Here is a 15,035-nt window from a genome sequence, read left to right as displayed (position 1 = left end):
ATTTCTGGCCTGGTCCTTGGGTTATGGGGGGCAAGCATGTTTCACCTTTTCACTTCTCTCCCATGTTCCGGATTCTGCTGTTAGTTTGCGCGCTACTGTTTGTGAGTGGTGCTTCCCAGTCGGTAGAGGCTGCCCGCCCTAGTGCTTATGCCAAGGCCAAAATGAAAGGCCGCATCTTCACCCACCGGCCCGTGTACAAGACCTACAAAGGCCGTAAGAAAGCCAAGAAGCCCGGCTTCTTCAACCTGCGCCGCAAGGCCAAAGCGCCTGCGCAAACTACGCGCCGCTCTACTCGCTACACCACACACTAATCGGCCGCCTGCGCCTATTGCATTTTCCGGTTCCGGCCGCTCTGCCTTCGGGTGGAGCGGCCGGTTCTGCTTTTTGGAGACCCTGAGCTTATTGGATTTCGTAAAAACTTCTTTAAAACGTCATGCTGAGCGGAGTCGAAGCATGACCCAAATGTAAAAGCCCAAACATGCTCTAAAGCTGCGCGTACCAGGCCCGGCGCGTGTTTACCAATAGCTGCTCGGCGGCAGCTTTGTCGGGCGCTTCGGGCAGCGCGGAAGCCGTAAAAGCTTCTTCTACCCGCACTACCAAAGCTTCGGCTTCCGTCACCAGCTCTTCGTAGCTGAACTCGCCGCGGCGGATTTGCAGCAGAAACTCCCGGTCGGGGCGGCGGACGTGGATTTGCCCTTCTCTGGCAATTTCCTCGGCCATACGCAGGAGCCGGAACACGTGCAGCATGTTTTTGGCGTCGTAGTTTTTGCCGTGCTGCACGGTGTTCTGGAACCGCTCGGGGTTGCGCTTCTGCTCCCACTCCTGGTACTCGCGGTACACCCGGCAGTAGGTGCTGTAGCCGTTGCGGTTAAAGCTCAGGTACGCCACCGGCTCCTCCCCTTTCGGCACGGCCGAGAGCAGCACGTCCTGGGAGGTTTCCGGGTCGCGCACCAGCCCCCGGTAGCCGTGGCGGCGGTCCGGCGTATCGTCCACGAACACGGCGTATAAATCGTTGAGGTGATTTACGTTGGCCAGCCCACACTGCGCGCCCTCGTATCCTTTACGGGCCAGCCAGGCCGCCACCGGCTGGGCCCCCGCGCCCACCGTCACGTAGCAGAAATCCAGCACCGACTTGCGCTGGGGCGGCTCGGGGTGGTTGATTTTCTTGTTCAGCCCCCGCGCCTTCCGGATCTGGGCCACGGCGTACTCGGCAAAGCTCTGACGACACAGCTTCGAGAGGAAGTCCTTGGCCCGAAACGCCGCGAACAGCGGGTGCCGGTACACCACGCAATCCGGGGGCGTGCCCAGCAGCTCCAGCACCGTGGGGTTGCTTTTGAGCAGCAGCTCCACGAAGCGGCGCAGCTCATAAAACACCTCATCGTTGGTGTCGTTGGCCACCTGCGGCACGTAGTCGAGGCCATAGAACTCGGTTTCGGGCAGGATGAATACGCCTTTCAGGTCGGTATCGGAGTGGGGCAAATCGGTGCCGTAGGCGCGGCTGCCGCTGATGGCCTCGAACAGAATCAGGCCGCGCCGGCGCAGGTCGGAAATGGTCATACGGGTATGTGGTAAAGATCTTTTACTACTGATGGTCATGCTGAGCGAAGCCGAAGCATCTCTACCGCTTTGTTGCATTGGCAATGATTAGTCAGAGGTAGAGATGCTTCGACTTCGCTCAGCATGACAGACTTTTATCAGTAGGAATGCCTTCTACTAACGGCCTAGTTATCTAGGGCGGGTATCAGCCAACCAAGTCTGGAACAGCGCATTCAGCTCCGGCGTTGGGTCGGCGGGGCGCGCTACGGGCAGCGTTTCGCGGGCGGCTACAGCGGCTTCGTACTCGGCTTGCAGAAACGCGACCAGCGCGGCCGGGCGCAGCACGGTGGTTTTTTCGTGGGCGGTGGCTTTGCGGGCGAGCAGCTCATCTACGCTGCCGTTCAGCTCCGGAGGCAACAGGCTGCGCAGCGCGGCAAACTCCATGGGTGGCACCTCGGCGGGGCGCTGCTGAATCCAGCGCACGGCTAGCGTGGAGCGCAGGGCGTAGAACAGCCGTTTCAGGCGCACGTCTTCCCCGGTCAGGTCGTCCATTACGCCGCGGCGCATCAGGCCGGCATAGTGGTGCAGGCCGGCGCGTGGGTTCCAGCACGCGGGCAGCAGCGGGGCCAGCGCCGCCCGAAACCCGGCGGCTTCCTGGTATACCACCGGCGACTGGAGCCACTCGAAAAGGGCCGCGTTGGCCCCACGCAGCAGCTTCAGCGTCTTGCGCAGCTCCCAGCCGGCCAGGTCCAGCTCCTCGTCCACGGGAAAGTTGAGCGTGTCGGGGCCATCGTCGAGGGTCAGGTACCAGTTGGTGGGATGAGCGTAGATAAAGCGCACGTCGTAGTCGGAATCCGGTGAGGGAAAGCCCCAGGCCCGGCTGCCCGACTCGCAGGCGTACAGGATGCGGATATGGTGCCGGGCTTCGAGCTGGGTGAGGGCGGTTTGGATGCGGGCGTGCACGGGCAGAATGGGTGGTGAAAGGCGAACTAGGGCTTTACACGTGCAAGGTAAAGGCCCAGCCCCCTGTTCCGGTGCGTATTGCCCCCTCATTCTGCCCTGTATATTTGGCCGCCGCTCCCCACTATGCCGGCAGTAACTCCTTATGCTGTGAACTACCGCCCCCTCTTCTGGCTGCTGCCCGCCCTGCTCGGTGCCTGCACCCCCGATACCCCTTCTACCCAGCAGCCCACCCCGCCGCCTGCCCCCGTTGGCGCAGCGGCTGCTCCGGCGGCAGCTGACTCGCTGGCTACGTTTCACTGGGACACGGAAATGTGCACCTTCACCGGCCGCTACGACAGCCGCCAGTACACCGCGCAGCAGCTCACCGATACCTACGACCTGCTCCGGGGCGGGCAGCTCACCACCTCGGCGTCGGTCTTCAAGCCCGCCGATATTGCCAAGCTAAGCGTGGATACCCTGGAAGCGGAGTACACCAACGTGCTGGCGCATATCAGGAAATTACAGCCCGTGCCGGGCGCTACGTGGCGGGAGCTGAAGCGCCTCAAGCTCCAGGAACTCAACGACGAATACCGCGCCATCAAGCTCACCATCCTGGGGTATAGCAACCCCAGCCTGCTGGCAAACTCCCCGTACCCGGCCGCGTGCAAAACCTACATCAGGGGCCTGGCCGCGGGCAACGATAGTAGCATCATGGCCAGTTGGCAGCAGCTGGTGCGGGAGCAGCAAAAGAATAACAGCGTGCCGGAAAGTTTGCAGGCGCGGTTTGAGCAGGAATCCGCCGCGCCCAACTGGCACGAATACGCCCAGGTGGAGCTGATTAATTTCGGCTGGTGGAACTGCATCAATGAAACTATCCGGCGCGTGGAGCCCACCGAGAAATGGCAGCAGCAGTACGAAAAGCTGTTCAGCAACGTGCAGTCGGAGTGTGAGGAAGTGGATTAACCCGGCTTTTTCCTGCTGAACGTCATGCTGAGCGTGTGGCGCAGCATCTTGGTAGTATGGTAAACCCAGGCGAAGCGGTAGAGAGACTTCGACTGCGCGCAGCAGGACGTTCTATCTGACAACGAACAACCAATACTTAAAAAGCCGCTTTGGCTTGGCGCCGGCATAAGACCGAAACTCTCCTCGCAACTTCTGCTACCTTGCTTGTCTGAACTAACGCTCTGCCTTTATGGTGCTTTTCCGCCTGCTGCCCGCCAGCCTCCTGCTCGGCCTCGGCCTATTCAGCTGCCAGACTCAGCCCGCTACTACGGCCTCCGCTCCCGTCGCCACGGCCGAAACTACCGCCACGCCCGTGGCGGCCGCCCCCACTGAAGCCATCAGCGCGGCCAGCATCAGCAAGTACCTGCAGGCAGTTTCCTCGGATGAGATGCTGGGCCGCAAGCCCTTTACGGAGGGCGAGACGCGCAGCACCCAGTACCTGGCCGACGAGTTCAAGCGCCTCGGCCTGCAGCCCGGCCCGAACGGCACCTACTTCCAGCCGGTGCCGCTGGTCGAAATTACCGGCACGCCCTCTTCCACCCTGCAAGTCAAGGGCAAAGGCCAGGCGCTAAGCTTCGAGTATAAGACCGATTTCGTGGCCTTCACCCAGCGCGAGCAGCCTGAGGTAAAGGTCACCAACTCCCCGCTGGTATTCGCCGGTTACGGGGTGGTAGCTCCCGAGTACGGCTGGGACGACTACGCCGGCCTCGACGTGAAAGGCAAGACCGTGGTGGTGCTGGTGAATGACCCCGGCAACGCCAGCCAGGACTCCACTCTGTTCAAGGGCCGGGCTATGACCTACTACGGGCGCTGGACCTACAAATACGAGGAAGCCGCCCGCCACGGCGCCGCCGGCGTGCTCATCGTGCACGACACCAAGCCGGCCGCTTACCCCTGGAGCGTGGTGCTGAGCGGGGCCATCAGCCCTAAGCTGCGCGCCCAAACCGAGAACAAAGGGGCCGACAAGTGTGCCCTGGAAGGCTGGCTGACTTTGGACGCGGCCAAAAAGCTGTCCCAGGCCGCCGGCCAGAACTATGAGCAGCTCTACGCCGCCGCCAACACCCGCGGCTTCCGGCCCCGCCTCCTGGGCGGCCTTACCCTCACGGGCAGCATCCAGAACAAGTTGCTCCGCAAGACCTCGCGCAACGTGCTGGCCGTGCTGCCTGGCACCACCCGCCCCGACGAGTACATCCTCTACTCGGCTCACTGGGACCATTTCGGGGTGGGCAAAGCCATTGCCGGCGACTCCATCTACAACGGGGCGGTGGACGACGGTACTGGCCTGGCTTCCCTGCTCAGCATTGCCGAGGCCTTCCAGCAGGCCAAGCAGAAGCCCGAGCGCAGCATCGTGTTTCTGGCCGTGACGGCCGAGGAGCAGGGCCTGCTGGGCTCGGCGTACTACGCTCAGCACCCGCCCTTCCCGCTCAATAAAACCGTGGCCGACCTGAACATGGACATGCTCTGGCCCTACGGCCCGATGAAGGACCTCACCGTTATCGGCTACGGACAGTCGGAGCTGGAGGACTACGCCCGCGCGGCGGCCCAGGAGCAAAACCGCTACCTGCTGCCCGACCAAACGCCCGAAACCGGCATGTTCTACCGCTCCGACCACTTCAGCTTCGCCCACGTGGGCGTGCCCTCGCTCTACGCCAGCGGCGGTTTTGAGAGCCGCACCGGCGGCAAGCAGGCCATTGCCCAGCAGCGCCAGAACTACACCACCAACCTATACCACAAGCCCGCCGACCAGTTCGACCCCAGCTGGGACCTGACGGGCATTGCCCAGGACGCCCAGCTCTACTTTCGCGTGGGCCAGCGCCTAGCCAGTGAAACCACGTTTCCCAAGTGGCGCGAAGGTTCGGAGTTTAAAGGGGCTCGAGAGAAGAGTATGGGCGGGAAGTAGAGAGTGTCATGCTGAGCTTGTCGAAGCATCTCTACCGTTTCGTTGGATTACTATTACAACGACGCGGTAGAGATGCTTCGACTCCGCTCAGCATGACAAAAGCCTAAAAACATAACTCTTTTCTACAAGAAACTACAGCCGCGGGTCCACGGCTTCGCTTTCCAGGGCCAGTACTGCGAATACGCACTGGTGTACTTCGCGCAGCGGGGCACCGGCCACGAACCGTTCCAGACCTTCCACGCCGAGGGTGAACTCGCGCAGGGCGAGGTTGCGCTTGGATTTCACGTTCCGCTCGCGCAGGCGCTCCAAATTGCCGGGTAGCAGGTAGTCGGGGCCGTAGATGATGCGCAGGTACTCCCGACCCCGGCACTTGAGGGCGGGCTGCACCAGGGTTTTCTGGCCGCTGGGAATGAAGTCGTAGGGCTTTACGACCATGCCTTCGCCGCCAGCCGCGGTGAGGTCCAGCCACCACTGGGTAGTGGCTTCCACGTCGGTAATGTCCTGGAGGTGCACCACACGGTAAGGCGTAGCGCGGAGCAGGCCTTCGTCCTGGAGGCAGATGGCGCGCAGGGTTTCCATGTGCCAGGCGTGGTCCTTATCGAAGTAGGTGCGGCCCTCGGTGGCGAGCAGGTGGAACGGGGCCAGGCGCAAATCGGCGAGGCTATCCACGGGCCAGCAGTAGCGGCGGTAGGCCTCGGCGTAGTGCTGAGCCGCGGTTTGGCGGGCAGTGGTGCGGGCCAGCAGCGCCTCTACCCCATCGAGGCCTCGGGCGGCAGCTTGAGTGAGGACGGCCGCGGCTTCGGGCAGGGCGGCGGTGGCCGCTGCCGCCACGGCGGCGTACTGGTTCTTGATCAGCTCCTGGGCCTTGGCCGACCATGGCAGCAGCTCGGCGTCCAGGCACAGCCAGTCGGTGCTGAACCGCTCCCAGAAGCTGCTGGCCGTGAGAGCATCCTGCAGGCGGGCGAGGAAGGCGGCTTCCAGCGCGGGGGCGTTGAAGAAGTTACGGCCGGTGCGGGTATACACCTTACCGGGCCCCTCGCCTACTACCCCGAAGCGGCGGCGCGCGGCGTCTTCATCCCGGGCCAACACCACGACCACGCGGCTGCCCATGTGCTTTTCTTCGCATACCACCCGCTCCAGACCCTGGCGGCGGAAGTAGTCGAAAGCTTCGGCGGGGTGCTCCAGCAGATCGGGCAGCGCCGAGGTTTCCGACGGGCTCATGGTGGGCGGCAGATACAGCAGCCACTTCGGGTTGAGGGCAAACCGGCTCATCACCTCCAGCGCCGCCACCGCGTTTTCCTCCCGAATGGTGACGGAGGGCAGCAAGCGCGTCTTGATGATCTGCTTGCCCGTCACGTCCTGGATGTCGAGCAGGTCGTCGTGCTGCTGCTGGGCGGAGAGCTGGTTGTTGGGTTCTGGTTGTTCGTTGCTGGCTTCGGCCAGGCGGCGCAGGTAGTCGAGCGGGCGTACCGGCTCACAGTATACCTGCCGGGCGGGTACCGAAACCAGTTCCCGCTCGGGGTAACGCAGGGCGGTGAGGCGGCCGCCGAACACGCAGCCAGTGTCAATGTCGATGGTGTTGTTGAGCCATTCGGCGTCGGGCACGGGCGTGTGGCCGTACACCACCATGGCCCGGCCCCGGTACTCCGAGGCCCAGTTGTAGCGCACCGGCAGCCCGAACTCGTCGATTTCGCCGGTGGTTTCGCCGAACAGCGCAAACGCCCGCACGGCCCCCGAGCCGCGGCCCTGCATTTCCTCCCGCATGCCCGCGTGGGCCACCACCAGCTTGCCCCCATCCAGCACGTAATGGCTCACCAGCCCATCCAGAAACTGCCGCACCTGCGACTTAAACGTGTCAGATTCCGAGGCTAACTGCTGCACCGTTTCGGCAAAGCCGTGCTTTTCGTTGACCTGCTTGCCGTTGAGGTAGCGTAGGAGCTTGATGTCGTGGTTGCCGGGCACGCACAGTGCCTGGCCGCCCTGTACCATGCTCATGACCAGCCGTAGCACCCGCGGCGAATCAGGCCCGCGGTCCACTAAGTCGCCGAGGAACAGGACACGGCGTGGCGGCTTATTCTCTGGGTGATGTAGAGACGCGACACTTCGCGTCTCATCGTTGCTGAGGCTGTTTAGGCCGCGCGGTTCCGGTTCGTTCAACGACGAGACGCGAAGTGTCGCGTCTCTACCCACATCCTCCCGACGCGTCACCCGCACGCCCAAATCCCGCACATCTGTCACAGGCTCTTCCTCCACCACATAGCCCAGCTCCGTGAGCAGCTGCACCAACTCCTGGTAGCAGCCGTGCACGTCACCAATGATGTCGAAAGGGCCGGTATCCTGCTTGCGGTTGCTGTAGAGCGGGTCGCGCACGATGGTCTGCACGGCGTCAATTTCCTCGGAACCGCGCAGGTGGAAGAGGTGGCGGAAGCCTTCCTGCTTGAGGGTTTTGAGGGAGCGGCGCAGCTGCTGCCGCTGCTGGGGTATCACGTGGCGGCCCAGATGCTGGCGCTCGGTGCGCTGGCGGTTGCGGTCCTCGGCCAAGCGGTCGGGCACGTCGAGGATGATGGCCGTGGGCAGCACGTGATAGTCGCGGGCCAGCTGCACGAGGGTTTTGCGGGCTTCGGGCTGGACGTTGGTGGCGTCGATTACCGTGAGGAGGCCGCGCTTGAGGCGCAGCCCCACCAGGTAGTGCAGCAAGGCAAAGGCATCCGGCGTGGCCGACTGGTCATTCTCATCATCGGCCACCAGCGCCCGGCACTGGTCCGACGACACGATTTCAGTAGCCCGGAACAGCCGCCGCGCAAAGGTGGATTTGCCCGCCCCAGAGGTACCGATGAGCAGGACGAGGGAGAGTTCGGGGAGCTTGAGCGTATCTTGGGGCATTGAAATTGAGCATCAACTATGTTGACAGACTATGGTAATCTATAGCTATTCTACTTTAACAATGACAATAGTACGGCTATTCTTACTCGGTATTTTATTCTTGCCAGGTGGGCGGGCCAAGGCGCAGAAGCAGGAGCCTCCCTACCGAATGCGGCGTGGAGGTATACCGCAGGTAAAGCGTATTCTCATCTACGAAACTGTAGAAAAACCGTCTCCTGGTTTTGCGAACCTACGCGCTAACGTCTCAACCGAAAAATTACTTCGCCTAGCTCAGCAGTCAAATCCGGCTATGAGGCTGTACGCTGCTCTGGCGCTGGCTGACCGCAAATACCCGAAGTTGTACGAGGTTTTCGGGGAGATAATCCGGAGCGACCAGCGTGTCACCTTGCAACTAACTCACCCCGACAACGGCCGGGTTTTCACTCGTAAGACTTATCCATCTTCCGAGCTCTATGACCGATTTTACTACAGTGGACGATACCAAAAACTCACTGCGCAGGACAGTGCGAGCTACACCTTTCAGCTGCTGAAGCTAGATAGCGTGGCGCTAACCCTGGCAAGTCAGGGCTACCCTATTGATTGGCGTACAGAGGAAACGGCTTGCTACACCAACAATGCCTACCCTGGCTCCTATGCGGCTATCCGCAAGCTTTGCCTGGATTTGGTAGAAACAAAATACGGTTCTGCTCCACTGGCTCATGCGCTGGCTTCTTACCGGGAGAAGGCCGATGTACCGCTTATTGCCCGCTTCGAGCAGTGGTCGTTGTGGGCAGCGGTAACCCAATTTCCTGACCCAGCCCTCTGGCCACTGCTTCAGCCGTACGTAGGCAAGGAAAGCGACTATAGATTCTACGCGGCAGTTGCGAGCTACCAAAACCAGGCAGCAGCGCACCTGCTTGATAGTATCTACCGCCACAGGTTGTACTACGATGACGGAGCGGGCCGCCGTACCCTTTCCGAACTTGCCCAGGCACTTTCCAATCACTATCACCCAGTATTTGACAGCCTGATTGTGCAGCTGTGGTGGCAGCAACAGCTGATTACGCCTGCAGAAGTTACCCTCTTCACTAAGCGAGATGAAAAGAAAGCCGCCGCCATTTTTACAAGGGGGCTATTAGGGTTTTCACCTACCGGAAACAGCTTTCTGGTAAGCTATGAAAGCGGGCTCAACACCGAGCGACTGATGAGCAACCTGCTGCTCCCTATCTTACAGCATGATAGTCTGACCTTCCGGGCCGTTACCTTTCACGGACTTTCCGTATTCGGGGACAAAGACCTGGCGGCGCTGTGTGGCATCATCCGGCAGCACCATCTTACCTGGGCTGCTTCTGCCCTGCTGACGCGCCTGTCCGCTGAGGAGCGAGCATTTGACCTTTTCACTATCAGTGAAACGCTGCTTTCAATTGGAAACGCCGATGTGCACCGACGAACCCGGGAGTTGCTGCTAAAAAAACCTGTGCAGGAATTCATTGGAAAATGGCCCGTCAGTTTTGACAAGTTGCTAAAGTCTTACAACCTCACACCATTATCCCCTTAAGCTGCTGTTCTACATTTGATTAGCTCATCCCGCGAACAGCCAAAACCAAGCGCTGCTGTGCTGGGGTGTATCCTACGCCAGCACAGTCTCTTACGCCGCCACTACCTCCCCCGCGTGCATGATGTGGGCCCGATGCAGCTGGCCCCACTGGTGCAGGGCTTCGATGACGGGAAATAGTGTGTGGCCGTAGGCGGCTAGGGTGTACGTCACGGCCACAGGTGCGGCGTCGGCCTGCACGTGGCGGGAAATCAGGCCGTTTATTTCCAGCTCCTTCAGCTCCTTGCTGAGCATTTTGGCCGTGATGCCCGCTACCTCGCGCTGGAGCTGCTTGAAGCGCTGCGGGCCGCCGCTCAAACCCACGATGATGGGGAGCTTCCACTTGCCACCTAGCAGATCGAGGGAGTCGCGCACGGAGCGCATGGCGCCGGTGCATGCGGTGTGGGAGGGCGCAGAGGAAGGAAAAGGCATGGGGCAAAGGTCGCTAGAAATCAGGTGAGTACCCCGCAGCATACCGGTATCCTTTGGGAAACCGCTATCCGGAACATACCGCCAGGCCAGCACCTTTGCTCCCGCAGGCTGCCACCGACGGCCGCTTGCACATCCCTCATTCTCAAGGTGTACTCCCATGGCATTCAATAAGAAATACCTCCTACCCGGCCTGCTCACGACCGTACCCGCCCTGCTGATTACAGCCAGCGGCATCATGAAACTTGTCGGCGGTCCGGAAATCCAGAAAGCCATGGCCGAAACCGGCGTGGCCGATTACGTCAAGCTGCTGGGAGTGATGGAGCTGGTTTTCACGGCCCTGTTCCTCTACCCCCGCACCATGAAGCTGGGCTTGCTGCTGCTCACCAGCTACTTCGCCGGCGCCATGGCTACCGACCTTTCCCACGGCCGCAGCATAATCACTCCCGCCGTTATCCTGGCCCTGGTCTGGATTGCCGCCTTCGTGCGCGACCGGTCGGCATTTCTGCCGCCTGCCCGGCCACTGGCGTAGGGCTTGCCGGCTGGGCTCTTACCCGCCCCCCGTCACGCGGAACTCTACCCGGCGGTTGAGGCGGCGGGTGGGTTCCTGGTCGTTGGAGGCGCGGGGCTCGGCCCCGCCCAGGCCAATGCCGGTGATGCGGGCTTCGGCAATGCCGTGGTTGACCAGGTAAGTCTTCACGGCCTGCACCCGTTCCTCGCTCAGCAGCACGTTCTTTTTGGGGTCTCCCACGTTATCGGTGTGCCCCCGCAGCTCTATGGTCAGGCTGGGGTTGGCCTGGAGCAAAGTCAGGAGGCGCTCCAAATCGGCGTAAGACGATGAAAGCAGCGCGTTCTTGCCTTGCTCGAACTGCACTTTATCCAGCCGCAGCACCGAGCCTACCGTCAGCGGCCGGAGCAGCACATCGTGCACCAGCACGCCGGGGCGGAGCAGCAGCGTGGTATCGAGGGGGAAGTAGCCACTGCGCTCGGCTCTCAACGCCAGGGCCCGACTAGGGGAAGCTACGGTCGAAAACAGGGCATCGGGCTTCAGCGCCAGCGTCGTATCGGCCTTGATGACGTTTGAGCTATTGCTTAGCTGCAATGTGACGCGCGCCAACGGACCAAGCGTGGCTGCGTCGAGCACACGCCCCTGCCAGTAGGCCAGCGGCTCCGCCGGAGGTGGTACGGGTGGCGGTACGACGACTACCGGGGCCGCGGGCGGGGGGGCGGGGGGACGCATTACATTGCACCCGGCCAGGTCGGTGTACACGCCCCGGCGCACCCGGCTGGCCTGGTTGTGGGCCGCATCGACTACGTACAAGGCAGAAGGTCCGGCCAGGTAAAACACCCGGTTTCCTTCCGCGTCGTACTGCAGCAGCACGTCGCTGTAGCCGCCGCGCTCGGGCAGGCCGGCCAGCGGCAGCCGCTCCGGGGCGGCCTTCCGGGTTTTCAGATCCACCCGAATCAGCGAGCCGTCGGTGCTATAGACCTGGTAAAGCGTGTGGTCTTCATCCAGGCAGAAATTGGCGTGCGTGCCGGCCCCGGAAAACCCGATTTCATGGTAGTAGCGCACCTGCCGGAGCGGGTCGGTATCCCACACCACCGTTACGGCCCCATCGGCCGGGTTTACCTTCACCAGCAGGTTGGCATCGGAGGTAATAAAGTACAGCTCGCCGTGCTGGCCGGTGGAGGCCGAAATCCAGATGTTCTCGGGGCCCTGGGCGGGCAGCAGCCAAGGCGTGTACTGCCCCTGCCGGGTGGCTGGGTTGTAGCGGTAAATATATTCGGGGGTGTCGGAGGAAGCTTTCGTAACGGAGTACAGGCAGTTATCGAAGCCTTTGGCCAGGGCGTAGGACTGAAATGGCAGGACCCGCCGATGAATGATGGGCGGCTCTGAGGGGTCTTCCACCGAAAACTCGTGAATGGTCCGGCAGTCGTCTTCCCATAGCCCATCGTGCACGCGCAGGGCCGCAATGCCGTACATCTTATCGTTGCACGGCGACACCGGCTCCGCCGGCTTGGGCACGTCCGGCGCCACGGTTGCGGGCAAGGCCGCTACCGATTTCCTGGCCGGCTTCAGCTTCAGGGAAGCTACCAGCTGCCGCCCCGCTCCCAGATGCACCTGGTCTTCGGCCGCCAGCGCCCGGTATTCAATCTGAAACCAGTCGTTGCCCCGGCTTAGCTGCCGCCCGACCACGTGGCGGCGGCCCTGGGGCGAGGCAAAGGTATAATCGTAGCGCACCTCCTGGGCGTTGGGCGCGGCCGCTTCCAGGCGCAGCACCCGGGCCTGGGGCAGGCGCCGGATGACTTTCCAGACAGAATCGAGGGGGCTGATGGCAGCCGACAGGCCAGCCGCGCCCGACGGCCGCTGAATAATAAGCGCCACAACGGCGGGAGCGGCCCGCGGGGCATTGCCGACGTAGAACGTAACCGGCGACTGGGATTCGCTCTGGAATACGCTCCAGCCTTCGGGGTACGTGAGCTGGTAGCCGGCGCGCTCATCGGTATACGTTTGCCCTGCTACCTGCGCGGACAGCTGCAACCAGCCCAGAGCCAGCACCAACGTCAGTAAAACCTGCTTGTACACGAAAAGTGAGCGTAAGTAATCCTTCAAAATTAGCGAAGGTTAGCAGTATTTCGCCACCATCCTCAAGGTCGCTCCCATCAACTAAATCAGGCCGTATAACACAATCGATTGACTAAAGTCAGGATCCGGCGACTTTGTTCGGTATGTTTGCTTCCGCAGCTCCTGCAAACAGCCGCAATTGAGGCTCTTAACCCTAGGTCTATTCTTTGTTTTTCCTGCATGAAATCAACGATTTTGATGGCTTTCGGCTTGTTTTCGGCAGTACTAGCTTGGGCGCGCCCAACGCCCCCCATCCTTACCAGCAGCCCCGATGGCGCCGTGCGCGTCAGCGTCACGCTCGATGCGGCAGGCGTGCCCCGTTACACGGTTCACTACCGCGACGCGGAGGTGCTACGCCCCTCCCGACTGGGCTTGCAGCTCGCCGAAGCCGATTTCAGCCGAGGCCTGCGGCTGGCCGGCGCCGGGAAAGTGGAAAGCGTAACGGATAACTACACCCTGCTGAACGACAAGCGCGCAGCTTGCCGCTACCAGGCCAACCGCCGCCGCCTCCGCTTCCGTGGCCCCAAAGGCTGGCAGCTCAGTGTTATCTTTCAGGTGTCGAACGACGGGGTAGCGTTCCGCTACGAGGTGGAAGGCCAGTCGAAAGCTGTGCAGCGAGTGGTAGCCGAGCACACCACGTTCCGCCTGCCTACGGCCGCCAAGGGCTGGCTGCACCCGCACGCCGTGGCCCAAACCGGCTGGGCCAACACCCAGCCCTCCTACGAGGAGTATTACCAAATGGGCATTGCGGCCGGCACACCTTCTCCCCTGGGCCAGGGCTGGTCGTTTCCGGCCTTGTTTCAGGCGGCAGGCCACTGGGTACTGCTCACCGAAACTGACCTGGACCGGCACTACGCCGGCGCCCACCTCAGCCACCTGGCCCCCGACGGGGAATACGGTATAGCCTTTCCGCAGGCTCCCGAGCGTACCACGCCCACCGCTCCCCTGCTGCCCGAAAGCGGCCTGCCATGGCGTACCCCCTGGCGCGTAGTCGTAGTTGGGCCCTCCTTGGGCACCATTGTGGAGTCGACGCTGACCACGGACGTAGCTACGCCGGCCAAGACTAAGGATGCCGCTTTCGTGCGGCCTGGCAAAGCGGCCTGGAGCTGGGCATTGCTCAAGGATGAGTCGGCGGTGTACGAGGTGCAGAAGCGGTTTATCGACTACGCTGCAAATATGAAGTGGCGCTACTGCCTGATTGATGCGCTATGGGACACGCAGATCGGCTACGAGAAAACCGCGGAGCTGGCCCGGTACGCCCGCAGCAAAAACGTGGATCTGCTGCTCTGGTATAACTCCAACGGCAGCTGGAACCAGGCTCCGCAAACGCCCCTGCGGCGGCTGTTCGAGCCCGACACGCGCCGCCAGGAGTTTACCCGCCTGCAACAAATGGGCATCAAAGGTGTAAAAATCGACTTTTTTGGAGGTGACGGGCAATCCTTTATGGCGTACTACCAGGATCTGCTGGAGGATGCCGCCGCCGCCGGACTGGTCGTGAACTTCCACGGTACCACTATCCCCAGGGGCTGGACGCGCACCTACCCTAACCTGGTCACGATGGAAGCCGTGCGTGGCTACGAGTTCATTACCTTCGAGCAGGCCAACGCCGACCAACAGCCCTCCCACTGCGCCATGCTGCCCTTCGCCCGCAACGCCATCGGCCCTATGGATTTCACGCCCCTGTGCTTTTCGGAGCTGCCCGGCGGCATTCGGCGCGCCACCACCAACGGCTTCGAGCTAGCTTTATCAGTGCTGTTTCAGTCGGGCATTCAGCACTACGTGGAAATACCCGAGGGTATGGCCCGGCAGCCCGCCTACGTGGTGGACTTCCTGCGCAACCTGCCCCCACGCTGGGACGATTTGCGGCTCCTTGACGGCTTTCCCGGCCAATACGCGGTGCTGGCCCGCCAGGCCCAGGGCAAGTGGTACGTGGCCGGCATCAACGGCACCGAGAAAGAGAAAACCGTCACGCTTGAGCTGAGCAAGCTGGGACCTGTGCGGGGCGGCACGCTCATCACCGAGGGCAGCACCTCCCGCGACTTCAGCACCCGGCACGTCACCGGTTCTTCGCTCACCCTGCCCATCAAACCCCACGGCGGCTTCGTGCTGATGCTGGAGTAACGCTTGACTTGAACAATTGAAAA

General features: G+C 62.0%; 11 protein-coding genes. 6 read left to right on the top strand and 5 right to left on the bottom strand.

Annotated features, from left to right (window positions below):
* Positions 1–62: 62 nt before the first annotated feature.
* Positions 63–311, top strand: a complete 249-nt coding sequence (locus FY528_RS17370; RefSeq protein ID WP_149072297.1) for a hypothetical protein — start codon at positions 63–65, stop codon at positions 309–311.
* Positions 312–483: 172 nt separating this feature from the next.
* Here FY528_RS17370 and FY528_RS17365 read toward each other — a convergent pair whose 3' ends face one another.
* Both FY528_RS17365 and FY528_RS17360 read right to left on the bottom strand, forming a co-directional pair.
* Positions 484–1,557, bottom strand: a complete 1,074-nt coding sequence (locus tag FY528_RS17365) for a nucleotidyltransferase domain-containing protein (protein WP_149072296.1) — start codon at positions 1,555–1,557, stop codon at positions 484–486.
* 168 nt (positions 1,558–1,725) lie between these two features.
* Entirely contained in the window at positions 1,726–2,499 is a 774-nt protein-coding gene (locus FY528_RS17360) for a nucleotidyltransferase domain-containing protein (RefSeq protein ID WP_187632173.1), read from the bottom strand.
* Between the two features lie 147 nt (positions 2,500–2,646).
* Here FY528_RS17360 and FY528_RS17355 point away from each other — a divergent pair, with 147 nt between their 5' ends.
* Both FY528_RS17355 and FY528_RS17350 read left to right on the top strand, forming a co-directional pair.
* A complete protein-coding gene (locus FY528_RS17355; protein WP_149072294.1) occupies positions 2,647–3,441 on the top strand; it encodes a hypothetical protein in 795 nt (264 codons plus the stop codon).
* A 229-nt stretch (positions 3,442–3,670) separates the two neighbouring features.
* Positions 3,671–5,380, top strand: coding sequence for a M28 family metallopeptidase (locus FY528_RS17350; protein ID WP_149072293.1), 1,710 nt, complete (start codon positions 3,671–3,673; stop codon positions 5,378–5,380).
* A 132-nt stretch (positions 5,381–5,512) separates the two neighbouring features.
* Here FY528_RS17350 and FY528_RS17345 read toward each other — a convergent pair whose 3' ends face one another.
* On the bottom strand, positions 5,513–8,263 hold the full coding sequence (locus FY528_RS17345) for a polynucleotide kinase-phosphatase (RefSeq protein ID WP_149072292.1): 2,751 nt from the start codon (positions 8,261–8,263) through the stop codon (positions 5,513–5,515).
* Positions 8,264–8,294: 31 nt separating this feature from the next.
* On the opposite strand from FY528_RS17345, the gene FY528_RS17340 reads away from it, so the two are divergent.
* Positions 8,295–9,800, top strand: coding sequence for a hypothetical protein (locus FY528_RS17340; RefSeq protein ID WP_149072291.1), 1,506 nt, complete (start codon positions 8,295–8,297; stop codon positions 9,798–9,800).
* A 90-nt stretch (positions 9,801–9,890) separates the two neighbouring features.
* Here the strand turns inward: FY528_RS17340 and FY528_RS17335 are convergent, their stop codons facing one another.
* Positions 9,891–10,268: a winged helix-turn-helix transcriptional regulator gene (locus FY528_RS17335; RefSeq protein WP_149072290.1), complete on the bottom strand. Its 378-nt coding sequence runs from the start codon at positions 10,266–10,268 to the stop codon at positions 9,891–9,893.
* Between the two features lie 157 nt (positions 10,269–10,425).
* On the opposite strand from FY528_RS17335, the gene FY528_RS17330 reads away from it, so the two are divergent.
* Positions 10,426–10,797 (top strand): DoxX family protein, encoded by a 372-nt coding sequence (locus FY528_RS17330; RefSeq protein ID WP_149072289.1) that lies wholly within the window; start codon positions 10,426–10,428, stop codon positions 10,795–10,797.
* Positions 10,798–10,815: 18 nt separating this feature from the next.
* Here FY528_RS17330 and FY528_RS17325 read toward each other — a convergent pair whose 3' ends face one another.
* The gene (locus FY528_RS17325; protein ID WP_149072288.1) at positions 10,816–12,879 is read right to left on the bottom strand and encodes an OmpA family protein; all 2,064 of its coding nucleotides are present in this window, start codon (positions 12,877–12,879) and stop codon (positions 10,816–10,818) included.
* 192 nt (positions 12,880–13,071) lie between these two features.
* On the opposite strand from FY528_RS17325, the gene FY528_RS17320 reads away from it, so the two are divergent.
* Positions 13,072–15,012 carry a glycoside hydrolase family 97 protein gene (locus tag FY528_RS17320; protein ID WP_149072287.1) on the top strand — a complete coding sequence of 647 codons (1,941 nt, stop codon included), beginning with the start codon at positions 13,072–13,074 and terminating at the stop codon, positions 15,010–15,012.
* Positions 15,013–15,035: the final 23 nt, after the last annotated feature.

Source organism: Hymenobacter lutimineralis (genome assembly GCF_008271285.1).
Classification (GTDB): domain Bacteria; phylum Bacteroidota; class Bacteroidia; order Cytophagales; family Hymenobacteraceae; genus Hymenobacter; species Hymenobacter lutimineralis.
The sequence above is the reverse complement of the archived record's forward strand: the minus strand, read 5'-3'. Positions and strand labels throughout refer to the sequence as shown.